This window comes from Myxococcus eversor, from assembly GCF_010894455.1.
Lineage (GTDB): Bacteria > Myxococcota > Myxococcia > Myxococcales > Myxococcaceae > Myxococcus > Myxococcus eversor.
The window spans coordinates 64,245-88,964 of sequence record NZ_JAAIXY010000031.1; the positions used below are offsets into that span (position 1 = coordinate 64,245).

The window sequence follows — 24,720 nt, forward strand, 5'->3', positions numbered from 1 at the left end:
CCTCCCGCCATGGCACGCCTCGCACTCTCGGCCCATGTCGCGCTCACTCCTCCCAGTGGACGCAATCGCAACCGGCTCCGTCTCGCCAGCTTCGGCGTCACGGACTTCCGACTGTCCATCCCCGGTGGCGCGACGTCGCGCTTCCACCGTCCGGGACTTCCTTCAAATACTCCCGAGGCGCCCGAAGATGACTTCCACTTCGTGCCCGAAGTGGAGCCCGCGGAGCTGACGTACCAGCTCTCCAATGACGCCAACCTCGTGCGCGTCGGGCGCCTGGAGCTGTTCACCCGCCACGCGAAGAAGCCCCTGTGGACGCGAGACCTGTCCGCCGAGGAGCTCACGGGCGGCGAGCACCGCCTGCCCTGGGACGGCACCGTCACCGCGTGCGAGGCCTTTCCCGACGGCGTCGTCACCGTGGAGCACTCGCCCTACAAGCTCAAGCTGACGCTCCAGGGCTCGGGCCTCGCGGAGTGCCCCGTGGCCTGGACGTACTTCCATGTCCTGGTGGATGGGATTGAGCTGGAGCTCGGCGACTCCCGCGTGCTCTCGCGCCAGAGGGACCGCGACGTGGCCACCGCGCTCGGACGGCTTCCCTCCGAAGCGGAGCGCGCCGAGATACGCCTCGTCAGCAACCTCTTCAAGACGCGCAGCGCGGAGATGGGAGACGACACCGACTTCCAGCAATACCGTCGCGCCTGGGGCATGGGCCCCGACGTCCCCATCTTCGCCCGCGCGTGGCTCAAGGACTCACGGAACCGGCGCGTCGATGCACCTCGCGCGCTCGGCAAGGTGCGCTTCCTCTGGGACTGGGAGGACGAAGCCGAGGACCTCACCTCTCACTCGCCGCTGGCCCGCGCCTATCTGGAGCACGCGCTGGCGCGCCAATGCCAGACATCGCGCCCCAAGGGCGACAACGCGCACCGCGACGTGGGCGGCAAGCGGGGCCAGCCCAGCGCCACGGTGTTCCCAAGGCAGACCGGTTACACACCCCGGGCCGAGCCCCAGGACGGTGAGTTCCCCTTCCGCGTCGTCCCCTGCACGAAGCGCAAGTGGGCGGCGTACAGCCTGCCGTGGACGAGCGGCGCCTTCGCGGGACGCACGGGCGTGTTGTTCCAGCCCTCGCGCATCGCCGGAGATGCGTGGCGCGTGACGGTGCAGCTTGCCTATGACAAGCGGAAGGATGGCGGTGTCGTCCTGGACGTGGAGGACGACGCGCCCCTTCCCGCCGCCGTGAGAGCCCGCACCGGCATCTTCGAGTCCTGGCGCGAGGTCCACATCGCCCGGGTCCTTCGGAAACATCCGAGTGTCGTCGGCGTCAGTCTGGCGGACGTCCAGCAACGCTTCGCCCGGGCCTTCCTCCGACTGGAAGACCGCAGCGGCGGCGTCACCGCGATGGACGCCCTCACCTACAACGCACGCATCGCCCGTGCCGTCGCCGCCATGCCGCCGGAGGTCCGCGCCGCCATCGACCCCTTCGTGGACCAATACGCCGCGGGCCCGCATGCCCTCACATTTCGCACCTACCCGAACTTTCTCGACGAAGTGAAGCGGCGGCGCGGCGGAAGTCGCACGCTTGTGTCTCGTTGGCTTCTGCCCGGCGCAATCGCGAGCACGGACAACAAGGAACACGCGTACCATCGTCTCTGTAAGGACTGGGCGAAGAGCATCCTGGTCATGGCCTTCGACGAGCCCACCGGTGACACGCCAGGCATCGTGCTCTTGCAGTTCGACGGCCTCTACAACCTGGAGACAGAACCCGGGGGCAGTCGAGTCAATGGATTCTCCCAGGAGTTTCCCTCGCAGGACCGCGCTCGCTGCGCCGTCGTGCAATGCGGAACCGCGAGGAACTACAGCGGCGGGGCCAACTCGCTCGTGCAGACCATTGCCCACGAGGTCGGCCATCAACTCTTCCTGCCGCATGCCCCCTTCCCCATCCACCGCGTGCCCACGGGAGCCGTGGTTGAGCAACATGACCAGGACGGGACTGACTGTCTGATGGGCTACGACTTTTCGGTGGAGCGAAGGTTCTGTGGCATGTGCCTGCTACGACTGCGGGGCTGGAACAAACAAGCGCTGAGCAGCATCGGAAGTCGGAACGCCCGGCCATGAGCCCGATTCTCCTTTCCTGCCACGTGGTCCTCGTGTCGCTCACGCTCGCGAGCACACCGCCCCGCCCCACCGCGGGCACACCGAGCACTCCTGCTGGAGGTTCCTCCGTGCGCATCCAGTTCAAGCTGTCCAAGGAGCGCTTCACCGCCATCGAGGACCGCAGCCTGCGCCTCACCCTGCGCAACGAAGGCACCGCGCCGGTGGAGCTGGCGGACCCGTTCCGCAACTCCGATGCCACGCTCACGTACACGCTGACGGGCCCCGAGTATCCCCAGGGCCGCAGCGCCAACGGACGCGAAGTCACCCTGCGCAATCCAGACAACGCCGTCGGGCCCGAGGCCGCCCCGCGCGTGCGACTCGGCGCGGGACAAGCGCTCGAGTCCGTGCTGGAGCTGCACGAGTGGCTCCCCGTCACCCAGCCCGGCCGCTATCGCCTGGAGGCGCGGCTGGAGCAGCCGTCCCTCACGGTGAAGTCCACGCCCGTCGAGTTCGACATCGTCGCGTCCACGCCGGGCCCCGCGTCCCTGGGCTGCGACGTGGCCGCCGGATATCACAGCAGCGTCATGGCCACGTGGATCCAGGACATCGAAGGTCGGCCGATGCTCGTGGCCGGCGTCTACGCGGACGCGACGGACGACAGCGAGTGGGGCGTGCGGTGGCGACCCGCGACGATACTAGGCCCCGTCGAGCCCGGCTCCAGCGATGCCCTGGCACCGTGGTCCAACAACACGCAGGGCGCGCCGTGTGTCGACTGGGTGGTCTGGCGCAACGGCGCCTCGGTCATGGCGCTGGCCTCGCCCGCCACCACCGAGCATCCGTTCCGCATCGACCTGGAAGCGCCTCCCGAGCACCTGGTGCGCCCACCGCTCCAGACGGCCTCTGGAGCGCTCTTCATCCCCGTCATCGCCGCGGGCGGGCGCGAGCTTCGCATGCTGCGCTTCCACTCCACGGTGGATGCGACGGAAGTCACGCCCGGGCGCGAGGTCGGACGCGTGCGCCTTCCGGCACGGCCTGTCGCCTCGCGTGCCACCATCCAGCCCGACTCGATGGGTGACGCCATCAGCGTGGTGCTCGTCGATGACACCTCCGAGGGGTTGGACCTGCACCTCGTGCGCACCCGACCTGGTGGAGGGCTCACCCGCGTGGCCAGCACGCGCCTGCCCGGGTTGAGCGCGCTGCCTGGCTCGGAGCCGGGATTGTGGATCGACCCGGCGGGGCGGCTGAACGTCGCGCTGATCGCCCTGTCCTTGAAGCACCCGCGCAGGGCCATGCTCGCGCAGGTGCGCTACCGGCCGGATGGAAGACTGGAGGCGCCTCCTCGGGTGAAGGCCGTGGCGGAGCTCCCCGCGCCTGCTCGCGCGGCCATCGCCCGGTTCCACCCGGAGGACCTCCGCCAGGGGGCGCTGTTCTGGGCCATCCTGCTGGAGGATGGACGCCTGCTGAGCCCCTCCAGCCCGAAGCAGGAGCGCCTGATGACGCCCCGGCATCCGGTGGCCCTGCCGCTCGAGCTGTACCCCGCCCGGGACACGTATGTGCTCACGGTGGACCCGGTGCTGGGAGCGGCGTTCGAGCAGCTGCGCTGACGCCGTGACGGATGCCCACCTACAGCCCAGGCGGCGGGGCGGGCGTCCGGCGCTCAGGTTTCGCTGTCCAACACAGGCCCGGTAGCGCTAGGTAGAGACGGCTCCCGGGAGTTCCGATGACCGCCGCCCTGCTGTCCCTGACCCTTGCATTCGGCCTCATCACCGGCCAGTTCGCGCCCCAGCAGGGGGCGAGCGAACCCCTCGCGCCCGAACTCGAGGTCCGCGTCCAGAAGCTCGGCAAGACGTTGCGCTGCGCGGTCTGCCAGGGCCTCTCCGTCTCCGACAGCCCCTCCTCCATGGCGCGCGCCCAGCTCGACATGGTCCGCGAGCTGGTCTCCGAGGGGAAGAGCGACCAGGAGGTCATCGACTTCTTCGTGTCCCGCTACGGCGAGTGGGTGCTCCTGGAGCCCAAGGCCGAGGGCTTCAACTGGTTCGTCTGGCTGGGCCCCGTCGCGCTCCTGATGGTGGGTGGGTTCGTCATCTGGAGACAGGTCCAACAAGGGCCGCCCGCGCAGGTGCCCGCCGCGGCGGCCAACACGGCCACGCCTTCCGCCCCCACGCCGGGCACTTCTACCGCGGCGGATGACGCCGACCCCTACCTCCAGGCCGTGCGCCGGGAGCTGGAGCGCTAAGCCATGCAGCAACAGCCGACCAACTGGTTGCCCGGTATCATCGTCCTCGCCGTGGCCTTCGCCGCCGCCGCCGCGTGGCTGCTCTTCATGCGCCGCAAGGGCGCGCTCTCCACGCCCGAGCCCAAGGATGGCGTCCTCGATGACTTGAGCCAGCGCGCGCAGTCGCTCATCGACCAGCTCCGCACGCTGGAGGCCGACAAGCACAACCTGGCCGCCGAGCAGTACGCCACGGAGAAGTCCCGCCTGGAGCACGAGGCCGCCGCGGCCTTCCGCGCCAAGGACGAGCACCTCAAGCGCAAGGCGGCCAGTGGTGGTGAGCCTCGGGCCCGGACGCACCAGGCGCCCGCGCCCACGGGTTGGTCGGCGCGCAATCCGCAGTTGTCGGGCGCGCTGTGGGGCGCCGGAATCGTCCTGTTCTTCGGCGGGCTGGGCTACCTGCTCGTCTCCGAGCAGCAGGCGCGCACGGATGGTCAGGAGGCCACGGGCCGCATGCCTCCGGGTGCTCCCGCGCAGGCGCAGGGCCAGCAGGGCGGCATGATGGGTTCGCAGCAGGAAGGCGCGGAGATGACCGAGGCCCGCGCTCGGCTGGAGACGAACCCGTTCGACCTGGACGCCGCGTCCATGCTCAGCCACGAGTTGATCCGTCGCCAGGCGTTCGACGAGGCCGCGACGGTGACGGCCAAGGGCCTGGCGGTGGACCCGTTCCACGTCGAGCTGCGGGTGCACCGTGGCGTGCTGCGCGCCACCCGGGGAGACCTGGAGGGCGCCGAGGCCGAGCTGACCGAGTTGGTCAACACGTGGCCCGACGCGCAGGAGGCGCTCATCTTCCTGGGAAGTCTGGCGCTGCGCCGCGACGACAAGCCCAAGGCGCTGGAGCACTTCGAGCGCTTCTCCGTCGAGGTGCCGCGCAACATGCAGCCTCCGCAGCTCGGGGCCGCCATCGCGCAGCTCCGCTCGGAGATCTCCGCGATTCCGTGAGGGACCTGGGCTTCCTCACGGGAAGCCCCTGGGGTTGAAGTCGCTGTTGATTCGGGCCCGTGAGTGGACGGGCTCGATGCGACGCACGTCAGTTGAGCGTGCCGCACTCGGCGATGCGCTGCACCCGCAGCGCGGCAAGACGCTCCAGCTCCGCCGCCGCTTCGGGTCCTTCCAGCATCGCCACCGCGCGGGCAATCGCGTCCAGGGTGGACATCCCGGACGGGTGCGTGGGCTCGCGGAGCATGAGCATCCCGGACTCGGGCGCGGGGAGGACGAGTCTGGGCAGCGTCCGGAGCACGGGGATGCGCTGAGACATCCGCCGGGCCTGGGACCAGCTCCCATCCAGCACGACGAGCTGTCGGGGCGCGGGAGCATCCGGCGGTGCCGGAGGACCATCCGGGAAGAGCATCCACGTGCCCGGCTCGGAGAGGACGGCCGTGTCGAAAGACTCGTCCGGTGCGCCGTAGGTGAGCAGCTTCGCGTTCGACAGGGCCAGCGCGGCGACACGCCCGGTGTTGCTCTTCTTCCATGTCTCCACGACGTGCTGGAGCAGGACGATGCGGGTGCGCGTCTCCACCCGGGGAATCTCGGCGCAGAGGCACAGGTGCTGCGAGAGGTTGCAGCGGTCACAACGGGGCCGGCGGAAGACAGGGACAGACATCCTCCCGCATCCTGTTCCGTGGGCCGGGCGAAGAGAAGCGCTCGTTCAGTCCCGGTGTCTTTCCGCCTCCCGGAAGAACTGGGTGAGCGAGTAGTCCAGCAGCGACTTGTGTGACTGCATGTATCGACGAGCCCGGAGGAAGGGCAACCAGACACGCGTGCCGACGCTGACCTGGGACTCCTCCAGCTTCTGGCGCGGAACCCACGTTCCGCCCAGCCGTCGGACCAGGATGCCGCCCAGATAGGCGCCCAAGGCCGGCACGGTGTGCTCGTCGATGAGCTCTCGCGTGTAGCGCTCCGGGAAGTTCTCTCTCCAGAAGTAGAAGTCGAGGTCCGTGAGAGACTCGGGCGTTGCTTCGAAGATGCTTGGCACCTTGGTATGCAACGCCGCCACGAGGCTTTCAGACAGGTCGCCGTACTCGTCTCGGACGCGCTCCGGGCCTTCCACGTCCGCTGGAAGCACGGCTGGGAGCCACTCGTCTGGCACGGGCGGCCGGAAGGCGTTGAGCTCAGCAATCTTCCGCTGCCGCTCGCTGATGGCGACCTCATCTGGCAGCCGTGACAGGAGCGGGGCCAGGTCCGCGTGGAAGCGAGGTTCCACCGGAGCAAGCGCGGCGCTGCGCTCTTTCAGGGTGCGCAGCACCGTGTCGAAGTCGAGGTCCGGTCGGAGGTGGACATGCGCGCGGGCCTGGACCCCGCGGGCCTCGTCACTGGCGAAGTCGGCGGCAGTGGGCCACAGCACCAAGAGGACGGAGCCGTTCGGAAGTTCTTCCACGAGGTGCGCGGGAGTCGAAAGCATCCTCTCGCGGCCTACCGTCTCCACCAGCTTCGGGCCGAAGACGTTGAGCCAATACAGCTCGTAGATCTTGTCGAATCCGTCGCGCTGTTCGGTCTCATCGTCACGGCCGAAATTGGGCGCGCCCGACAACTGATCGTCGGCCATGCTGTGCGCCAACGTATATGAAGTCGGGTAGCGCGCAGCCCACGAGCGAACCAGTTCCACGAACATGCTGCACCGCTCAGAGCCGGCGAAAAACGAAGTGGGTTGAACATATAGACTGATGTTCAAACGTGGCCGTCGGGTAGCGAACCCGACGTATAGCGTCATGGATACAGCCGGAAAAGACGAGCGGTACAGTTCGATGGAGGTACTCTTGTCTCGTCGCTCTTCGGCTAGCGCCTCCCATATTGAATCACGCGAGTACTTACGCTTTCGCTTCCCTGCGACGACATCCGGCATCCAATCGCCCGCATACTCTTCAAGTGCCTGAAACATGAGTGCAAGCTCATGTTCAAACGGGGCCTGATGGTCGAAGGTTCCCTCGAAAGAAAGTCGCAGGCTGTCTTGTGCGTCCAAGTCTTTCAGGGTCAGCGATTTCATCGAAACAGAACCTCCACTCCCTCTACTTCGCCCTTGACGGCATCCAAGGCAGTCCTCAATTCACGAACGTCTGCGGGTTTGAGCCTACCACCCTCGTAGACCAATCGAACCCTCTGCACTTCTACCATCCGCTCAAGCCCTGGCCTGCGGATGTCCAGCTTCTCGCCGTAGTACCTCCAAGCATTACGCGCGTCCGCGGTCATCAGCGAAGCCAGCGCGTTCGGAGCCAGCGAACTCAGGTCTCGGCTCTTGAAGCTGAAGGTCTCCACACGAGGTGACTGACCAGGAGGAGGTCGCGCCTCGATGACGAGCACGTCCGCGAAGCGCAGGTCCGCCTTCGCCACCCCCACGTGCGTTTCGATGCGGGGCTTCTCGAAGTCCTTGAGCCAGCGCCGCTGCGCCCGCGGCAACGCCGCATCTGCCTCCAGGAGGACGACCATGTCCCGCTCGAAGGCCAGGCCCCGCACAAACAGATCGCGCACGAACTGGTAGCCGGCCCACTGCAGCGGTCCCTTGGACGCCATGCCCTGCTCGATTTCGGCGGCCCTCTTCTCCAGATAGAACAGGTAGTCCGACCAGTGTGGATGCACCTCGGCACCAGGAGGCGCGGTTTTCAGGAGCGCCTCGCGATGTTTCTTCAGGGCAGCCACGTCCATCGACAGGCGTGCCCCTCCAGCCTCGGACTCCACCTGCCGGAACTTCGCCTCCGCCACCTCGGCGGGGATGCCGACCGACTCGGGCGGCAGCGAGGGCCTGCCGCTTCTCGTCCCGGCTCCGCCCCTGTTTGACGTGCCCCTCGAAGGCCCGCCATACCGCACCGCCAACGTGGCCTGCGCTTGAGCTGGGTTGCCTCGTGCCTCATGGAGGGCCAGCGCCCCGGCCTCGCCCCACTCCGCCACCAGGAGCGCCGCCTCCCGGCTTTGCTGGACGTGACGGGCCAATTCGCTCACCGCGCTCCCGCCCGCCTGCGCCTCCAACCTGTCGAGCACGGTCTTCAGCGCTTCCGCGCGAGACACTGTCGCCTGGAGCCGCACCCCCTCCCTCCTCGCGAAGCCAGCTTCACGGAAGGCGCGCGCGCCCGTTCCTCCCGCGTACAGGCCCACCATGAGGGCCGCGGGCGCCAACTGCCGCGTGGCTGCCTCGTACTCTCCCTTCGCGAGTGAAGCCCCGCCTTGCGCCGTGCCGGCCGCCAACGCGTAGAAGCCCAGCGGCACGCCGAAGGTGAGGTGGTCGAACGACGCCAGGGCCACGTTGCCTGGCGCGAAGGCCCCCAGGTACTGCGCCTTCTCCACCGCCCAGTACGCCTCGCGGTACGGCGGCGGTAGCTGCCGAGGCAACGAGGAGGCCTCCACGCTTCGACTTCCACCGACAAGGGGAATGGACGAGGCGACGTCATCCGCTGCCTTCCCCAGTCCCCGTGCGATATCGCTGGCGCGGAAGTCCCTCTCCGAGAAGTCCTCCAAGCGCAGGCCCCTCCACTGCAGCTCCGCGTGGACGCCCTCCATGCCTCCCAGGGCGCGCTTCAGCAGCTTGTCCTCGGCCAGCAGGCGCAGCACGTCCCGCACCTCGTCGTCGAAGGCCGTGTGGAGGACGAAGAGGGCGAGGACCTCCGCCTGGCCCAGGCCGTACTTCTCGGCGGCGGTGGCGAGGAAGACGACACGCTTCTTGAGGAGAACACTGGCGGCTTCGCCTTCCAACGGGCCCAGCGCGCCCAGCCGGACGGCGTTCCAATCCGAGAGGGACGCCACCAGTTGGGGCATGTCCACCGTGCGCTGCAAGGCCAGGAAGGCCGCGGGCGTGGTGCACCCCAGGAAGGGCGCCAGCACCTCCTCGTCCGTGGACAGGAGCGGCCATCCAGAGGGCACCTCTCCACAGGCGACAGACCTGACGTCGACGACGGGCAAGGCCGACGTCTCACCTCCACTGCGAACCACTCCCGGAGCAACTGACGGGGCTCGACGGCGGTGCAGCAACGGCCCGACTTCGGCCTCCACGTTGGAGACGTCCTCGGGCGCGTCATCTCTTGGAAGGCTCGCGACGGCGCTGTTCCCCAGCGCCGACATGGGCGTCCGGGACGAGAGGGACGAGAGCGTTGCCCCCGGCCCATTCCGAGCGGGCCTCGATGCACACCCCACGGTGAGGAGCGCCATAACCAACGACAGGCCGACTCCGCTCCACGGCAGCCGATCAGCGCGCATTGTCCACCCCCATTCCCACGGCCGCGAACGCCCCCGGCCGCAGCGACCCTTCCATCGTGGGAAACAACAGCGTGCCGCCCTGCCCCATCGCGTACAGCCGCCCTCCGAGGAATCGCCACCGCGCCTCACCCGAGACGAGGTAGCGCGCTCCCGCCTGGCCCATGCCTGTCGCCTGTCCCCTCAGTCCCAGACTCAAGTCCTGACGGAGGAATCGCGCCTCCACGCGCCCATCCACGTCGACCCGGCCCCAGGTGAAGGTCTCCACGCCCAAGGAGAGGAAGAGGTGTCGCCGCCGCATGCCATTCAGGAGCACCGCGTCCCAACCGAGAATCACCTCGCCGTAAGCCGAGGCTCCCTCCGGAAAAGACGCCTCCGCCAGCGGCACCGCGGACGGGCCAGCCACCTGGAAGCGCGACAGCTCGTAGTCCGGACCGAAGGCGCCCTGCCGGAATCCTCCGCGTTGCAGGCGGCCCTCCAGGCGCGCTCGCACCTCCAACGTCGGCGACACGGCCTCCACTCCCAAACCCGCCACCGCGCCCCACGCACCACCCTCACCAGGTCGTCCGCCCCACCCCCCCAGCACATGCAGCTCGAGGCCCTTGTCCTTGCTCCAACGCCGCAGCACCACGGCGGTACCGTCCAGGTGCGCCAGCGTCATGGGCGTCGAAGGACCTCCCGCCTTCCCCCAGTCATGCACCGCCGACAGCGCCAGCGTGTAACGGCCAGAAACCGGAGGGCGGCCGAAGAGGGCATGCTGCACATCCAGGGCGACTTCCGCACCCATCAGGCGAGCGCCCAGCAGGTCCGAGACGAAACCCTCCGCGTATACCGGCCCCAGCGTCCCCGTCCCCACCACTCCGGCCGGGTGGTAGTCGGGGTTGGCTCGGTTGCTGTAGCGCCGCACCAGGTGCCCGGACAGCAGGGAGTAGCCGTCCATCATCCCCACCCACACCGAATCGGACGCGTCACCCCCCATCGTGAAGAGGCGCACCAACTGGCCCCAATCGGACAGCGTGTCCCAGTCCTCCTTCCTCACGAAGCCGGCCCCTTCGCCGCCACCCCACAACCGCAGCCGCACAGGCGCTCCAAGGTTGAGGCGAAGCCACTCGCCCTTGTCCCAGGCCACCATGGGCTCCACCTGCATGAAGCCTTCGGCGCCGCCCGCGCCCCTTCGAGGGAGCAGCGTCCAGGTCGTGGCCTCCATGCTCAACACGTTCGGCCACGGTGACGTCGATTCGGACGTGGCAGGTAGCAAAGCCTCCTCATCGGGTCGCGCCTCCGCGTCCTCGCTGGCGGACTCAGGCGTCACGGCCGCTTCCAGCTCGCGAATGGCGGCTTCCATCTCCTCCCAGCGATGAGCGGCGGCGTTCTCCTCCGCCCATCCCGTCCCGGAGAACAGCAGCGACAACACGACGGCCCAGCTCCGACGCGCGAACATCGACGCCTCCTGTGAAGGCCCCGATTGGGGATGGAGAGGGGCAAGAGAGTCCCAGCTCGGTCCGACATGGCGTCAGACCCCTGGCGCGTGCATGGAAGTGATTGGCACCGGGACGCGGTTGATTTCGCGTCCTGTCACAGTGTTACATCGCGACCGCATTGCAGCGCCGGGACTGAAGAGGGGGAGACATGTCGACTCGTATCTCAAAGGATGCATCGCCCATCGCGAATGCCTCGGCGGAGCATGCCCGCCGTGCCACGGAGGAAGCCGCGAGACGCGCGGCGGAAGAAGCAGCCCGGCGCATGTTGGAAGAGCTGGCACGGCTCGCCACCCAGGCCGCGAGCCTGGACATCCAGAAGCCCGATACCTTCAAGACCGCCCGACCCCAGACGCGCGGCCCGGACCTCGCGACGGACGGAACCTCCGCGCCCGGAACCTCGCTCGCGAACGAGAACGCGAAGGACGGCCGGGTGAACTGCCTGGACGCCGTCGCGGACTTCCTGTCCCTCGCGCCCGCTGTCATCCGCGCGCGCTCGGAGGTCCTCTTCCTGAAGGACAGCCGCCCCGGCGCCGAGGGCACCACCGGCCACGTCGTCATCCGCCAGGGCAACAACATCTACGACCCGACGACGCGTGAGTGGACCGCCTCGGAGAACTACCTGAAGCAACACCCCGAGTACTCCGTCGCGGGCTCCGTGCCGGGGAGCACGGTGAACACGATTCTCTCCGCGCCACCGGGTCCGGAGCGACAGGCCGCGCTCGCGCGAGCGAACCTCCCGCCGGACATCGCGAACATGGTGGTGGCGGATACGAGCGCCTCGCTCCCAGTTCCCACGTGGCTCGAACAGGGGGGCCCTCCACCGTGGATGCAAGGCGCCTGGCACCACCTGGACGCGACGACCCAGGCGAGCGTCCTGAACGGAATCCGCGCGCAGTGGAGCCAGCACGTCGAGGACATGGCTCCCGCGTGGATTCGAGACCCCTCCCTGTCACCTCCGCCCATGACGGAGAACTGGAGCGAGCTGACACCCGCCCAGCAACGCACCACGGCCGAGCAGTCCTGGAACACCCTCGTCCAACAGGAGATGTCCCTCTACTTCGAAGGCGCGCCCGCCGGAGGGACCCAGGCGACCGAGCCCCTCATCGCCACCGAGCAGGGCTGGCCCTGGGGCGCCGGCAGCGCGGGCGAATGGTCGAAGTTCCACGTCGAAGGCCAGCCCGACGTCGCCCAGTACCTGAACGTCGGACTCATCATCAATGGCGAGGGCAAGGACTCCACCCACCACAACCTGTGCGGAGAGCTTGCGGCCCTGTCCGTCCTGGGGTTCGGCATCGAAGAGGGGCTGAAGGCCTTCGGCGCGCAGAGCACCGCCTTCGCGAGCATCCTCGCGAACGACCAACTGCTGACGACCGCCAATGACCTGGTGGCCTTCCTCGACAACCAGGGCTGGCTCATCGCCGGCCAGGATGAAGCCTCCACGGGCCAGACGGGCATGGAGAACCTCGACGGTGTCTTCAACGCCGCCGAGCCCTACTTCAACGTCCACGCCCGGAACGAGCCCACGCCCGAGGCCGTGGAGCGCATGATCGCCAACGGCGGCGCGCTGCTCGTGCTCGTCAACATCGATGGCTCAAGCAACGGCATGCTGAAATCGGAGGCGACCTCGGGAGACCAGATCACCCATTGGGTGAACGTGGTCGACGTGGCGGAAGGGGTGAACGGCGAGACGTATGTCCGCGTCTACAATCCCTATCAGAATCGCGAGGAGGTCTACTCCTGGGACGACTTCAAGACGGCATGGAACAGCCCTGGAGACCAGAGCGGCTTCACGTACGTCGCCGCGAAGCCTCCCGACTGGACTCCGCCTCCCGCGCCCTGAGGCTCCCGGGTGGAGGGCCCACGGTGGTCGTCCAGAACCCGTCCGGGCGACGTCCCAAGGCCCTCCCCCTTCGAGAACAAAGACTCAGTTCACCGCGGCGCGGCGACGACGGAACCGACGCACCTTCTCCACCCACGTGCCCGGCATCAGCTGCTTCGCCGCGTTGCGCCCCTTGCGCGCCAGCTCCTCCGCTCGGGTGAACCAGTCCCCCGCGCGAGTCCCGCTGTGCACGCGCACGGACACCGTGCGCCGCTGCTTCGACACCCAGTCGGACTTGTACGTCTCGGTGCCGCGCAGGAAGTCGTACTCGGTGAGCCCGGCCTCCATCGCGTCCTTGAACGTCTCGCCCACCAGCACCAGGCCCACGCTGCGGTTGCGCCACTCCGGGTCATAGCCCGACTGGAAGTACACGAAGCGGTCGCCGTGGACGATGCCGTACACCGAGGCCACGGCCTTTCCGCCCACCTTCATCGTGTACAGGCGCAGCCGTCCCCGCTCCGCGAGCAACTGCGTCGCGTCCCGGTGGAACGACTCCACCCCCGTGCCCTTGATGCCCTGCGAGCCACCGTCCTCCGCCCACCGCGCGGAGTGCAGTCGGAAGAAGTCCGTCATCGGCCCGGCCAGCTCGCCCGGCGCCTCCGTGCGCTCGATGCGGTAGCCCTCCTGCTTCTCCAGCCACTTGCGCCGCCGCAGGTAGTTGTCGCGCCGGCCCGTGCGCTTGAGGAACGCATCGAACGGCTCGCGAGGGTCCAACACGTCATACGGACACACGTACCGCTCCGACAGCCGCACGTCCTGTCCGGAGAAGACCTCGCGCAGCACGTCCACCGTGACGGAGTCCTCGCGCAGGTCCGTCAGGTCCAACACATCCCATTCCTCGCGCAGCGCCACCAGCATCCGCGCGAAGGCCCCCGCCACTTCGCGCTCCATGCCCCGTCGGGCCACGACGTCCAGGTAGTCGCTGCCCACGTGCGTCTCGCCCAGGAAGCCCAGGCGCCGCACCGGCATGCCCGTCACCCGCCGCGTCTCCAACCCCAGCGGCAACAGCCCCACCAGCGTCCCCGCCGCGTCGCGCGCGGTGAGGACCAGGGGCCTGCGGCCCGGCTCGATCCGCCGGCACCACGGGTACAGCCACTCCCATGAATTGAAGGGCCCCGCGTGGCTCGAGTCCATCAGCGAGTTCCACTCCGCGCGCATCCCCGCCAGCGCGGACAGACTGCCCACGGCGCTCACGTCCAGCCGCTGCGCGGCACGCGGCCCCTGCCTCAGCTCGTCTTCGCGAATCACCGTCCCACCTCCTCGGAGGGGAACGTCGCCCCTCCCACCGCCGCCGTCCCACTCATCCCGCGCGCTTCTTCGTCCGCTTCTCCGCGCGCACCGCGTCGCGCACCACCAGCGCCACGTCCGCCATCACCTCCGGCGTCAGGTCCTGGTGACACGGAATCTCGACGATGCTGCGCCGCAACTGCGCCACCTCGGGGAACGCCCCCGCGTCACACGCCGGATGGAAGCGCTTCCAGAAGTCGATGGCGTCAATGCCCTTCGCCCTCAGCCGCGCCAGCACCTCCGCCTTCTCCTGCACCACCATCGGGAAGAAGAGCGGACACGCCCCCGGCGGAAGCTGGTTGAACAGCGGCGGCACCACGTCCCGCAGCCGGCCCAGCAGGTAGAAGTAGTTGCGACGCCGCTTCTCGACGATGGACTCCAAGTCCTGCGCCAGCGCAATCCGCCTGGTCAGCGGGCTCATGCCCAGGTCCACGTGCTTGCGGTCGAAGTGCTGCGTGCCCGTCGCCACGCGCTCGATGCTCGCCGCCTTCACCGTGCCATGCCCCAGCGTGCGGACCAGGCCGCGCAGCGTGCGCCCCGCCACCCCGCCGCGCAGCTCCAGGTTCTGCAGCAGCGCGGACACCGTGTGGCTGAAGGTCGACGCGGACGGCGGCGAAGGCGGCTCCGGCAGGCTGTAGGAGCGGGGCCCGTTCACCACCAGCGCGCCGCCATTCGGCACGGGCAGCGTCTTGTAGAGGCAGAAGATGCCCACGTCGCCCGTCGTCCCCAGCGGCACCGAGCCGTCCGAAGACAAGAGCGACAGCGCGCAGTCCTCTATCAGCACCAGCCCGTGCTGGTCCGCCAGCTTGCGCATCTCCTCCACCGGGCCCGGGAAGCCCGCGTAGTGCGTCAGGTACAGCGCCTTCGTCTTCGGACCGATGCGCCGCGCCACGTCCTCCAGGTCCACATCCCAGCGGCTGCCCACCCGGTAGAAGCGCGGCGTGGCGCCCGCGTCCACCAGCGCCTCCACCTCCACGCCGTGGTGGTACGACGGCATCAGGACTTCGCCCTTGTCCAACCCCAGCATCTTCACCGTGAGCCACACGGCGTTGCGGGCGAAGTAGAAGTAGCGGACGTTGGGCGAGGAGAAAGGCGGCAGTGCTCCGGGCCGAGGCTTGGACAGCAACATGCTCGGCCACAGCGTGGGCAGGGACGGCACGAACATCTTGCCCGGGGGAGTCATCGCTTCCATTTCGCCACCACCTCTTTCACCGCCGGGCTCCACCGGAACTTGGCCGCGCACAGCGCCCGGCCGAAGGCGGAGTCATTGAAGATGTAGAGCCACGTGTGGCGCCGGACCTGCTCCGTCCAGTCGCGCTTCCACACCATGTCTGGCCCCAGGAAATCGAACTCGCGCAGACCCCGGTCGATGCAAGCCCCCACCACTTCCTCCATGAGGAGCTGGCCCGGGCTGCACTCGCGAAGCTGCTCGTCGTAGCCGGGCTTCAGGAGGAAGTAGCGCCCGTCATCCTCCAGCCCGAAGTGGAAGGCCACCGCCCTGCCGTCGAGCCGCAGGAAGTACAGCGCCAGTTTCTTGCGGTAGGCCGCGTCGCGCGCCAGCTCCGTGTAGAAGCCTCGCGTCGCCGAGTCCTGGGCCATGGCCGTGCCGCGCTCACCCTTCCAGCCGCTCTGCTCCAGCAGGAAGCCCTCCTCCAGCGCGCCTTCCAGGTCGAGCCCGCCGTCCACCCGCTCGAAGGTGACGCGGCCCTTCTCCTCCAGCTTGCGACGCCGACGCCGGCAGTTCGCCTTGAACTTCGCCTGGAGCGACGCCTGGTACTTCTCCCGCGTCGCGGGCAGCGGGATGTACGGCGACTGGAGCGACTCCCAGGCCCCCACGGGCATGTCCGCGCTGTGCGCGGCCCCGTGCAGCCGCCACGCCGCGCCGCCGTCCGGCACGTCCGTCAGCCGCAGCACATCCCACCCGCCCCGCGCGCGCAGGTGCGCCAGGAACAGGGCCGCGGCCACGTCCGGCTCACGGGCCAGCACATCGAAACGACAGGAGTGCGCGTTGGCCGCGCCGGAGAGCTGACGCACCGGCACGCCGTACAGCGTGGTGCGCTCCTCCCACAGCGGCAGCGCCGCGCTCAGTTGGCCGTCCTCGTCCCGCAGCGTCAGCACGCGCAGGCGCGAGCCGGGGGCGAAGTTGTCCAGCCAGATGCGAAGGAACTCGTGCCGGTAGAACACCTCGTGGGAGGTGGCCTCCACCAGCGCGTTCCACTCCGACTCCAGGGCCATGAAGGCCGCGCGGTCGCCGACTTCGACGACCTGCGGCCCGGGGCTGATCAGGGTTGCTTCCATGTTCGGGCGCCCAAGGTGGTGACGGGGTGGCGTGGCTACAAGCCGCTGCGAGCCATCTTCAACAGGCAGGCGGCGACCTTGCGGCTGTCGTGTCGGATCCTGGACCCCTCCTTGAGGAGGTCGGCCCGCACCGGCACCACACCCGCGGCGATCAGCTCGCGCGTGTCCACGTCCACGGGGAACGAGCCCCGTCGGCCGTACCGCCGCATCGCATCCGGCGTCGGCAGCGTGCCGTTCACCAGCACCGCATCCAGCACCGGGCCCACGTGGTCTCTGACCGCCTGCACGTGGTCCAGGCACGACATGCCGTCCGTCTCACCCGGCTGCGTCATGAGGTTGGACACCATGACCTTGAGCGCGCGCGTCTCCTTCAGCGCCTGGGCCACGCCGTCCACCAGCAGGTTGGGCAACAGGCTCGAGTACAGCGAGCCCGGGCCAATCGCCACCAGGTCCGCGGTGTAGATGGCCTCCAGCAGGCCCTCCACCGGCGGCGGAGAACGAGGACTCAGCGACACCTTGCGCACGCGTCCCTGCGCCTTGCAGATGTTGCGCTCGCCCACGACTTCGGTGTCGTCGTGCATCTGCGCCACCAACTGCACGGAGGCCAGCGTGGACGGCAGCACCGTGCCGCGCGCGCCCAGCAGCTCGCCGGACATGCGCACCGCCTCCATGAAGTCGCCCTTCAGCTCCGCCAGCGCGGCGATGAGCAGGTTGCCCACCGCGTGGCCGGCCAGGCCCCGGGCTCCACCGAAGCGGAACTGAAAAACTTCCTTCAGGGCGCTGCGCCCGCCGGCCAGCGCGACCAGGCAGTTGCGGATGTCGCCCGGAGGCAGCGCGCCGTGCAGGCGACGCAGGCGGCCGGAGCTGCCCCCGTCGTCGCTCATCGCCACCACCGCGGTGATGTCCACGCCCGGGTCGCCCGGCTTGGGCTGCGCGCGCTTCGCCAGCCCTCGCAACACCATGGGGAGCCCCGTGCCGCCGCCGATGGCGACGATGCGCGTGGGTCGCTCCAGGTGCGGCTGCAACAGCTCGTTGCGGTCCCTCTCCCGTTCCTGCTCACGCTCCCGACGGGCGCGTGCTTCGTCCCAAGACTCCGGGAGCGGCGAATCCATGTCCATGCCCACCATGACCCAACCCCCATCCACGACGCCCAAACCCGCCACCCCTGGCGAGTCCCCGCCCGGCCTTCCCTTCCTCGAGGGAAGGCCGACGGGAGGTGTGCCTACCGAGCTCCACGCCCGAGCAAAACATGCCTCACGGTGTGGAAAATGATGCCCACGTCCAGGAACAGCGAGCCGTTCTTCACGTAGTACAGGTCGAACTCCAGCTTGTTGCGCGCATCCTCCACGGAGGCTCCGTAGGGGTAGCGAATCTGGGCCCAGCCCGTCAGGCCCGGCTTCACCGCCTCACGCAACCCGTAGAAGGGAATCTGCTGCTTCAACTGCTCGACAAACACGGGCCGCTCCGGACGCGGGCCCACGAAGCTCATCTCCCCCATCAACACGTTGAACACCTGGGGAATCTCGTCGATTCGCGTGCGGCGGATGAACTTGCCCACCCGCGTGACACGGTCATCGTTCGCACGAGCCCACACCGCGCCGTTCTTCTCCGCGTCCGTCCGCATGCTGCGGAACTTCCACAAGTAGTACGTCACTCCGCCCAGGCCCGTGCGCTCCTGCTGGTAGAAGACGGGCCCCTTCGAGTCCAGCTTGATTGCCACCGCCACCAGAAGCAGGAACGGTGCCGACAGCGCGAGCAGCAGCGACGCCACCGCCAGGTCGAAGGCCCGCTTGAACGCCCGCCGCAAGGGAGACACCGTCAGCTCGTCCGCGAAGGCGAAGTCGCTCGCGCGGAGGAACTGCACCGGAATCCGCCGCAGCACCCGCTCGCAGAAGCCCGTCGCGTCATACACGCGGCGGCCTTGCAGCCGACAGCTCAGCAGTGAGTCCACCCAGTTGGCCCCGCGCATGTCGTCAGCAGCTTGCACGACATATGCCGCGCCCATCCGGGCCGCCATGTGCTCCAGGGGCTCCTCCGTCTTGCGAGGGTCCACCAGCGCGACGACGCGGTAGCTGCCCTCGCCGCCCGCTTCGATGGCGGTCGCCACCGCGCGGGCCTTGAGGCCGTCGCCGACGATGAGGACCGCGTGCGGCGCCCCCACCAGCGCGCGAATCGACACCCGGACGACGAGGGTGCCAGCCAGCGCGCCCATGGCGCCACCGAGCAGCGCGCCCGGAGGCAGCGCGACGGGCAACACCAGCGGGGCCACCAGCATCACCCCGCCCGTCACCATCGCCGTGACACCCGCGGCCTTCAGGAAGCGGTAGCCCCGCGCCCGGTCCTCCGCGGCGACGCGCAAGTCATACAGGTCCAACAGGTACAACGTGAACTGGAACGTGACGACGAAGGCCGCGCCCAGCCCCAGCAGCGTGGGCCACAGCGCCACCAGCGGCGGCCGCGTCCCAGCAGGCGCGAAGAGTGCCGCACAGGCCGCCGCGCCCATCACGCAGGCCAGTGCGATCGCCGAGCTCTCGGCGAGGAAGAACGTCAGCTTCTTGGCAGAAAAATAATGGTGAAAAACCCGGAGCACATGCCCCTCCAACCCACCCGCCCGACTCACGACCGCCCCCTGGAATCCTCACCTCCGCCCCACTCCCGTTTCCGGAGAGGAGGGGCGGAGGTCACCGCCCTCTGGCTACTTCTGCTTCTCGTAGTTCTTCAGGTACGGCGTCGCGTGCACCTCCGCGCCATTGAGCACGCACCCCAGCACGGGCGCGCCGGCGAGCTGCTCCACCGCCTGGTGCACCGTCTTGCCCGGCGTGACGTTGGCGCGGATGACCATCAGCACCCCGTCCACCTGGTGGCCCAGGATGGCCGCGTCCGCGAACGGCAGCGTCGGCGGCAGGTCGATGTACACCTCGTCGAAGCCCTCGCGCACGGCCTTGAGGAACTGCTTCATCCGAGGGCTCGCCAGCACCTGCGAGGGATCCTCCGGCGTGGCGCCCGCGGGGATGAGGGCCAGGCGCGTGGCCGCGAAGCGACGCACCACGTCCCGCACCTCGACTTCGCCCGACAACAGCTCCGCCAGGCCCGTCTTGTTGCGCACCCCCAGCGTGGCCGCCACTCCGCCGCGCCGCAGGTCCGCGTCCACCAGGAGGATGCGCCGGTCCGGATTCGCCCGGGCCGCCGCCATCGCCAGGTTGACGCTCGTCACCGTCTTGCCCTCACCGGGCATCGCCGACGTCAGCGCCACGACCTTCATGGGCCGCAGCTCCCGCATCCGCTCCAGCCGGTAATACAGGCTGCGGTACTGCTCCGCCGCCGCCGAGGCCGGCGCGGTGAGCGTCACCACCCGCCGGTCCACCGCGTTCGGGTTCGTCGCGTTCTCATCCACGCGGGGGAGGAAGTTGCCCGCCCGCTCCATCGTCTGGTCCATGTTCGGTTTCCGTCCTTTCCTGTGGGTGTCAGTTCAGTGAGTTGGGGGAAGACACGCTGTTGCGCCCGCCCTGGGAGGGCATCAGCACGCGCCGCTCCGTCTTGCCCTGCATGTCCGGCACCACCGCCAGCACCGGCAGCGTCAGGCGCTGACGAACCTCCGTGCCATCGCGCAGGCTGTCGTCACGCATCTCCAGCATCGCACCGGTGAGGACGCCCAGACCCAGCGCCACCAGCAGTGCAATCGCGAGCCCCGACATCCGGTCCGGCCGCGCCGCCGTCACCGGCACACCCGCGGGGGAGATGACGTTGAACAGGCTCTTGGAGCTCTTGGCCTCCAGCTCCTGGGCAATCTCCGCCTCCACCTTGCGGCTCACCACGCTCTGGTACTTGGTGCGCGTGATTTCGTAGTCGCGGTTCATGACACCCAGCTCGTGCGCCCACTTCGGCGTGTTGTTCAGCCGGGACTGGTACGCCTCCGCCTTGCCCTGCAGGTCGACGATGTCCTTCTGGATGGCCTCGATGAGCCCCGCCACCCGGCCGCGCTCGGCGCGCTCCGCCCACAGGCGGCCTTCGGCCTCCTTGCGACGCGTCGTCATGCCTTCCAGCTCGGACTGCATGCGCTTGACCTCCGGGTGGTCATCCGTCCACTGCGTCTTGGCATTCACCAGGGCCCGCGTCAGCCCGCTCTCCGCGGACTCCAGCCGACCGGCCTCGCTGTCCACCGCGTTGCGAGCCCGAGCCAGGTCCGAGCGACGCGCTTCCGCCACGCGCAGCTCCTCCGACTTCGTCTGCAGCTCGTGCGACACGCGCTCGAGCCCACGCATGTTCATCTCCATCTGCTCGGGCAGCTCACCCAGGTGGTCCACCTTGAACTGGGCAATCTTCCGCTCCCAGTTGGAGACCGCCTTGCCCATGTTGCCCATCTCCTCGTTGAAGAGGTCCGTGGCGCGCGCCGCCTGCGCCTGACGCAGCTTCAGCGTCTCCTCGGAGAAGATGGTGGGCAACCGGTTGGCCACCTGCGCGGCCACCTGCGGGTCGCGGTTGGCGTAGGTGATTTCGAACGCCGTCTCACCCTCCACGCGCACTTGCAAATCCTTGCGCATCTGCGCGACTGCCGACTCCATGCCCTTCTCGGACACGATGTCCGGATAGAGGTTCATTTCCTCGATGGCCTTCTGGAGCACGGGGCGTGCCATGAGTTCCTGGCGCACCGTGAGCAGTCGCTGTTCGATGAGCTCGCTCACCGTTCGCTGCACCATGTCTTCCCCTGGCCGCTGCGGCTCCACGCGGACCACCGCCGACGCTTCGTACATGCTCGGCCGCGTCATCACGATGGCCGCTCCCACCGCGAATACCGCTGCTGTGATGGCTCCCACCAACGCCTTGCGGCGCCAGAGAGAGGCCAACAGCTGGTCCGCCGTCATCCCACGCTCCATGATCCGCTCCTCCACCAACCCACTCACGTGTTGTCACCACGCCGTCACGATGAGGCGGACAGCAAAAACGTTGCGCGTCAGATCTCCCGCAGCGCCCGCCGACTCCGCCACGCCCACCTGGGCAATCCTGTCCACCGCTCCCTGAGCCGCCACCTGGCGGTTGAAGCGGTACTCCACCCCTGCACCTACCGCGTACCCCTGGGAGACCAGGGGGGTGCTGCCAAACGTCGTCCAGTCCCGCGAGGGCGCTCGCCCGTTGCGGAAGAAGCTGGCCGCGCCAAACGCCGAGAACTGGTGGTCGAACCTGCGCGCCAGCATCAGCGACGCGTAGTCCGCCCACAGCGCCGTGGCGAAGCCGCTGGCGCCCACCAGGTCGTGCCCCACCGCCACGCCCAGGTCGAACCACTCACCCTCGCGCGCCAGCTCCAGATTCACGCGAGGCACCCACCCGCCCTCCTGGCCATCCGGGGCCAGGTAGCGCACCGGTCCACCGCGAGCGATGAACGTGGTGGGCCGCGTCAGGCGGTAGCGCAGCGTGGCCGCCGCGCCATGCGCCTGGGCCAGCGAGTTGTCGTAGAAGAAGCCCTGGTAGCGGTACTCCATCCCCAGGGTCAGCCGGCGCGTGGTGCGGAACATCACCTCCAGCGACGGCGTGTGGGCATAGCCCGGCTCCTGACCGTTCTCGAGGATGCGCACCACTTCCATTCCATAGGCCACGCGCACGTCCACCCGCTCCGACGCCCGGGCCGTGAGCCCCAGCCGGGCCTGCGTGAAGAACGTGGGCGAAGTCGAGCGGGCCAGGCCGTCTCGAGGCAGCGAGGTGGGGTCCGTGACGCGGAAGACGCGCACGTTCGTGTCCACCCGGAGCCGCCGCGACAAGAGGTGCCGCAGCTCCAGTCCGCCTCGGTGGTCCAGCGTCACCTTGCCGGAGCCGTGCCGCATCAGCACGTCCGCGGCGTAGTAGCTGTTGAGGTTGAGCCGCTCGTCCTGCCCTTCCACTCCCAGGCGCGGCGACAGCTTCGTCATCAGCTGGCCGCCCGTGGCGCCCGCGCCCAGGCGCAGGTCATCGTCGTAACGTTCCTCGGCGGAGATGCGAAGCCGAGGCTCCCACACGGTCGCCGCCGATACGGCCGGCGCGGTGAGCATGAGGCCCGTCAGCAGCCACTTCTTCCAGGTGCCCTTCACCGTCGTCCTCCCTCGCCTACGCCACCCACCGTCCATGGACTCTTCACCCAGCCTCAGTCGCTGCTTCACGGCACGACGATGGTGTCACCGGGCCGCAGGATGACGTCCTGACCACCGTCGGGAGAGATGAGGTCGCTGTAGCGCACCGGAATCTGCCCGCCGTTGCCGTCGCTGCGAATCACCACGATGCCGTCGGAGTTGGCGAAGTCGGTGAAGCCGCCCGCCAGGGCGATGGCCTGGATGAGCGACACGCGGCCGCGCAGCGGATAGGCGCCGGGGTGCGTGACTTCGCCGGTGACGAACACGCGGCTGCTGTTGACCTCGCGGACAATCACCGTCACGCGAGGCTCCTGCACATACGGCTGGAAGCTGCTCTTCAATGCCTCGGCCAGCTCCGTCGGCGTCTTGCCCGCCGCCAGCACTTCTCCCACCATCGGCATGGAGATGTAGCCATCCGGGCGAACCGGCAGCGTGCGAGACAGCTCCGCGTCGCGCCACACCGCCACGTCCAGCACATCCTCCCGTCCAATGCGGTAGGGCTGCTCGGAGTTGTCCACCTTCACCGCCGGCTGGTGCGCACACCCGCCCAGGAGCATCACTCCCAACACCGTCCAGAACCCCGCGCTCGTCTTGCCCATCGTCCTCTCCCTCGTCGCTGCGGATGTCTTTCGGAGTCCCGCACCCGCGGGGCCCGTTCACGTCCTACTCGGCGCGGTTGCCATAGCAGCGGGTGTGCCATCCAACCCTGGGAGGGAAAACCCATGGTTCTCCGTGGGTTACGAAATGCCCAGCGGATCAAGCTCGCCCGCTCCGGGAAGAATTACTGGCATCGGACGGGGGGGTGGGCTGGTGTTTTCGACAGGGTTCCACCCGTTGATGGAAGACATTTTCCCAATGCGGGGCACGTGGCTTCCCTTTCCGCACGGTGTGTGCGCGGCACGCGAATTGAAGACTGTTGAGGGAGAGGAGTTTTGGTTCCACAACGGGCCCCTGGCCCGGCAGACAGGGAGCGAGCGGATGAGGAAGGCAGCGGGGGCGGTGGCGGCGGCGTTCGCGATGGGAACCGGAGTGATGACGTGGATGGGCGTCGCCTTCGCGACCCAGACGGAAGCGGCGGCGCTGGGGGTGGTGGGGCTGGCCCTCTACGCGAGCAGCGCGCTGATGAGCGGCAAGACGGCCGAGGAAACGACGCGGGGCATGGCGAACCAGACCTGACGTTTCGACTCGAGATGTCAGTAGAAGGCCCGATGCCCGCGAGGACATCGGGCCTTTTGTCTTCCGGACGTCAACCCTGGCGAGGGGACGACCTCAAGGAATGGCGCGCACCACTCCGCCGTCCACGCGCAGCGCGGAGCCGTTGATGCCCGACGCCTGGGGGCTGCACACGAAGGCCACCAGCGAGGCGACCTCGTCCACGCGCGCGAAGCGCTGGAGCAGCGACGACGGCCGCGCGCTCTTGAAGAACTCGCGCTCCACCGTGGCCACGTCCACGCCCTGCTGCTTCGACAGGCTCTTGAGGAACTCCTCCACGCCCTCCGAGCGCGTGGGGCCGGGGAGGATGGAGTTCGAGGTGATGTTCGTCCCCGACAACCCCTCGGCGATGCCGCGCGCCACGGCGATCTGCGCCGTCTTGGTGACGCCGTAGTGGACCATCTCCACCGGAATCTGCACGCCCGACTCACTGGAGATGAAGACGATGCGACCCCAGTTCTTCTCGCGCATGCCCTTGAGGTAGTGCCGGGACAGCCGCACGCCGCTCATGACGTTGACGTCGAAGGTCTTCAGCCAGTCCTCGTCGGAGATGTCCTCGAAGGGCTTGGGTTCGAAGACACCCAGGTTGTTGACCAGGATGTCCACATGGGGAACGGCTTTGACCATCTGGGCGGCGCCCTCGCTCGTGCCCAGGTCCCCCGGGACTCCGCGCAGCTTCGCGTCGGGCAGCTTGCGGCGGACCTCCGCGACGGCCGCGTCCACGCGCTCCTTCGTGCGTCCGTTGACGATGACCTCGGCGCCCTCGCGGGCCAGGGCCTCGACGATGGCCAGGCCGATGCCCGCCGTGGAGCCGCTCACCAGCGCAACCTTGTTCTTCAAATCCAGGTCCATCCGTTCCCTCTCGAAATAGGCGTTTCTTGGTAACGCAGGCTGGAAGCTTCCGCACGATTCTCCGGTGCCCCACCC

The 24,720-nt window shown here is 68.6% G+C and carries 20 protein-coding genes; 6 read left to right on the top strand and 14 right to left on the bottom strand.

The window, feature by feature from the left end; all coding sequences use genetic code 11:
• Nucleotides 1-9: 9 nt before the first annotated feature.
• From G4D83_RS41980 to G4D83_RS41995, 4 genes are all read left to right on the top strand, one after another.
• Nucleotides 10-2,109: a hypothetical protein gene (locus G4D83_RS41980; RefSeq protein ID WP_163870573.1), complete on the top strand. Its 2,100-nt coding sequence runs from the start codon at nucleotides 10-12 to the stop codon at nucleotides 2,107-2,109.
• Nucleotides 2,106-3,692, top strand: a complete 1,587-nt coding sequence (locus G4D83_RS41985) for a hypothetical protein (RefSeq protein ID WP_163870574.1) — start codon at nucleotides 2,106-2,108, stop codon at nucleotides 3,690-3,692. Before G4D83_RS41980 ends, G4D83_RS41985 begins: the two co-directional genes overlap by 4 nt.
• Before the next feature lie 116 nt (nucleotides 3,693-3,808).
• Complete coding sequence (locus G4D83_RS41990; RefSeq protein ID WP_163870575.1) at nucleotides 3,809-4,324, top strand: cytochrome c-type biogenesis protein; 516 nt, start codon at nucleotides 3,809-3,811, stop codon at nucleotides 4,322-4,324.
• Nucleotides 4,325-4,327: 3 nt separating this feature from the next.
• Nucleotides 4,328-5,302 carry a tetratricopeptide repeat protein gene (locus tag G4D83_RS41995; protein ID WP_163870576.1) on the top strand — a complete coding sequence of 325 codons (975 nt, stop codon included), beginning with the start codon at nucleotides 4,328-4,330 and terminating at the stop codon, nucleotides 5,300-5,302.
• 88 nt (nucleotides 5,303-5,390) lie between these two features.
• Here G4D83_RS41995 and G4D83_RS42000 read toward each other — a convergent pair whose 3' ends face one another.
• The 4 genes from G4D83_RS42000 to G4D83_RS42015 are packed head-to-tail and all read right to left on the bottom strand — an operon-like array spanning nucleotide 5,391 to nucleotide 10,979.
• A complete protein-coding gene (locus tag G4D83_RS42000; protein WP_163870577.1) occupies nucleotides 5,391-5,963 on the bottom strand; it encodes a tRNA-uridine aminocarboxypropyltransferase in 573 nt (190 codons plus the stop codon).
• A 45-nt stretch (nucleotides 5,964-6,008) separates the two neighbouring features.
• On the bottom strand, nucleotides 6,009-7,343 hold the full coding sequence (locus tag G4D83_RS42005; protein ID WP_163870578.1) for a hypothetical protein: 1,335 nt from the start codon (nucleotides 7,341-7,343) through the stop codon (nucleotides 6,009-6,011).
• Complete coding sequence (locus tag G4D83_RS42010) at nucleotides 7,340-9,541, bottom strand: hypothetical protein (RefSeq protein ID WP_163870579.1); 2,202 nt, start codon at nucleotides 9,539-9,541, stop codon at nucleotides 7,340-7,342. Before G4D83_RS42010 ends, G4D83_RS42005 begins: the two co-directional genes overlap by 4 nt.
• Complete coding sequence (locus G4D83_RS42015) at nucleotides 9,531-10,979, bottom strand: hypothetical protein (RefSeq protein WP_163870580.1); 1,449 nt, start codon at nucleotides 10,977-10,979, stop codon at nucleotides 9,531-9,533. The genes G4D83_RS42010 and G4D83_RS42015 overlap by 11 nt, the downstream gene beginning before the upstream one ends.
• A 188-nt stretch (nucleotides 10,980-11,167) precedes the next feature.
• Between G4D83_RS42015 and G4D83_RS42020 the strand changes: the two genes are divergently transcribed.
• On the top strand, nucleotides 11,168-12,859 hold the full coding sequence (locus G4D83_RS42020; protein WP_163870581.1) for a cysteine peptidase family C39 domain-containing protein: 1,692 nt from the start codon (nucleotides 11,168-11,170) through the stop codon (nucleotides 12,857-12,859).
• A gap of 84 nt (nucleotides 12,860-12,943) precedes the next feature.
• On the opposite strand, the gene G4D83_RS42025 is transcribed toward G4D83_RS42020, so the two are convergent.
• From G4D83_RS42025 to G4D83_RS42065, 9 genes are all read right to left on the bottom strand, one after another.
• Complete coding sequence (locus G4D83_RS42025) at nucleotides 12,944-14,146, bottom strand: GNAT family N-acetyltransferase (RefSeq protein ID WP_163870582.1); 1,203 nt, start codon at nucleotides 14,144-14,146, stop codon at nucleotides 12,944-12,946.
• A gap of 52 nt (nucleotides 14,147-14,198) precedes the next feature.
• Entirely contained in the window at nucleotides 14,199-15,377 is a 1,179-nt protein-coding gene (locus G4D83_RS42030; RefSeq protein ID WP_420826703.1) for a DegT/DnrJ/EryC1/StrS family aminotransferase, read from the bottom strand.
• On the bottom strand, nucleotides 15,365-16,483 hold the full coding sequence (locus tag G4D83_RS42035) for a GNAT family N-acetyltransferase (RefSeq protein WP_163870583.1): 1,119 nt from the start codon (nucleotides 16,481-16,483) through the stop codon (nucleotides 15,365-15,367). Before G4D83_RS42035 ends, G4D83_RS42030 begins: the two co-directional genes overlap by 13 nt.
• Nucleotides 16,484-16,518: 35 nt before the next feature.
• Complete coding sequence (locus G4D83_RS42040) at nucleotides 16,519-17,610, bottom strand: gluconeogenesis factor YvcK family protein (RefSeq protein ID WP_163870584.1); 1,092 nt, start codon at nucleotides 17,608-17,610, stop codon at nucleotides 16,519-16,521.
• Nucleotides 17,611-17,705: 95 nt separating this feature from the next.
• A complete protein-coding gene (gene exoE, locus G4D83_RS42045; protein ID WP_163870614.1) occupies nucleotides 17,706-19,073 on the bottom strand; it encodes a polyisoprenyl-phosphate hexose-1-phosphate transferase ExoE in 1,368 nt (455 codons plus the stop codon).
• A 105-nt stretch (nucleotides 19,074-19,178) separates the two neighbouring features.
• Complete coding sequence (locus tag G4D83_RS42050) at nucleotides 19,179-19,919, bottom strand: CpsD/CapB family tyrosine-protein kinase (protein WP_163870585.1); 741 nt, start codon at nucleotides 19,917-19,919, stop codon at nucleotides 19,179-19,181.
• Nucleotides 19,920-19,947: 28 nt separating this feature from the next.
• Nucleotides 19,948-21,357, bottom strand: coding sequence for a GumC family protein (locus G4D83_RS42055; RefSeq protein WP_163870586.1), 1,410 nt, complete (start codon nucleotides 21,355-21,357; stop codon nucleotides 19,948-19,950).
• 33 nt (nucleotides 21,358-21,390) lie between these two features.
• Nucleotides 21,391-22,542: a hypothetical protein gene (locus tag G4D83_RS42060; protein WP_205522848.1), complete on the bottom strand. Its 1,152-nt coding sequence runs from the start codon at nucleotides 22,540-22,542 to the stop codon at nucleotides 21,391-21,393.
• 65 nt (nucleotides 22,543-22,607) lie between these two features.
• A complete protein-coding gene (locus G4D83_RS42065) occupies nucleotides 22,608-23,180 on the bottom strand; it encodes a polysaccharide biosynthesis/export family protein (protein ID WP_163870587.1) in 573 nt (190 codons plus the stop codon).
• Between the two features lie 379 nt (nucleotides 23,181-23,559).
• Here G4D83_RS42065 and G4D83_RS42070 point away from each other — a divergent pair, with 379 nt between their 5' ends.
• A complete protein-coding gene (locus G4D83_RS42070) occupies nucleotides 23,560-23,757 on the top strand; it encodes a hypothetical protein (protein WP_163870588.1) in 198 nt (65 codons plus the stop codon).
• Between the two features lie 93 nt (nucleotides 23,758-23,850).
• Here the strand turns inward: G4D83_RS42070 and G4D83_RS42075 are convergent, their stop codons facing one another.
• Nucleotides 23,851-24,645 (bottom strand): SDR family NAD(P)-dependent oxidoreductase, encoded by a 795-nt coding sequence (locus G4D83_RS42075; RefSeq protein ID WP_163870589.1) that lies wholly within the window; start codon nucleotides 24,643-24,645, stop codon nucleotides 23,851-23,853.
• Between the last annotated feature and the right edge of the window lie 75 nt (nucleotides 24,646-24,720).

Coding starts and splice junctions, on each gene's coding strand:
- G4D83_RS41980 (WP_163870573.1), top strand. CDS start 10: ATGGCACGCCTCGCACTCTCGGCCCATGTCGCGCTCACTCCTCCCAGT.
- G4D83_RS41985 (WP_163870574.1), top strand. CDS start 2,106: ATGAGCCCGATTCTCCTTTCCTGCCACGTGGTCCTCGTGTCGCTCACG.
- G4D83_RS41990 (WP_163870575.1), top strand. CDS start 3,809: ATGACCGCCGCCCTGCTGTCCCTGACCCTTGCATTCGGCCTCATCACC.
- G4D83_RS41995 (WP_163870576.1), top strand. CDS start 4,328: ATGCAGCAACAGCCGACCAACTGGTTGCCCGGTATCATCGTCCTCGCC.
- G4D83_RS42000 (WP_163870577.1), bottom strand. CDS start 5,963: ATGTCTGTCCCTGTCTTCCGCCGGCCCCGTTGTGACCGCTGCAACCTC.
- G4D83_RS42005 (WP_163870578.1), bottom strand. CDS start 7,343: ATGAAATCGCTGACCCTGAAAGACTTGGACGCACAAGACAGCCTGCGA.
- G4D83_RS42010 (WP_163870579.1), bottom strand. CDS start 9,541: ATGCGCGCTGATCGGCTGCCGTGGAGCGGAGTCGGCCTGTCGTTGGTT.
- G4D83_RS42015 (WP_163870580.1), bottom strand. CDS start 10,979: ATGTTCGCGCGTCGGAGCTGGGCCGTCGTGTTGTCGCTGCTGTTCTCC.
- G4D83_RS42020 (WP_163870581.1), top strand. CDS start 11,168: ATGTCGACTCGTATCTCAAAGGATGCATCGCCCATCGCGAATGCCTCG.
- G4D83_RS42030 (WP_420826703.1), bottom strand. CDS start 15,377: ATGGAAGCGATGACTCCCCCGGGCAAGATGTTCGTGCCGTCCCTGCCC.
- G4D83_RS42035 (WP_163870583.1), bottom strand. CDS start 16,483: ATGGAAGCAACCCTGATCAGCCCCGGGCCGCAGGTCGTCGAAGTCGGC.
- G4D83_RS42040 (WP_163870584.1), bottom strand. CDS start 17,610: ATGGTGGGCATGGACATGGATTCGCCGCTCCCGGAGTCTTGGGACGAA.
- G4D83_RS42050 (WP_163870585.1), bottom strand. CDS start 19,919: ATGGACCAGACGATGGAGCGGGCGGGCAACTTCCTCCCCCGCGTGGAT.
- G4D83_RS42055 (WP_163870586.1), bottom strand. CDS start 21,357: ATGGAGCGTGGGATGACGGCGGACCAGCTGTTGGCCTCTCTCTGGCGC.
- G4D83_RS42065 (WP_163870587.1), bottom strand. CDS start 23,180: ATGGGCAAGACGAGCGCGGGGTTCTGGACGGTGTTGGGAGTGATGCTC.
- G4D83_RS42070 (WP_163870588.1), top strand. CDS start 23,560: ATGAGGAAGGCAGCGGGGGCGGTGGCGGCGGCGTTCGCGATGGGAACC.
- G4D83_RS42075 (WP_163870589.1), bottom strand. CDS start 24,645: ATGGACCTGGATTTGAAGAACAAGGTTGCGCTGGTGAGCGGCTCCACG.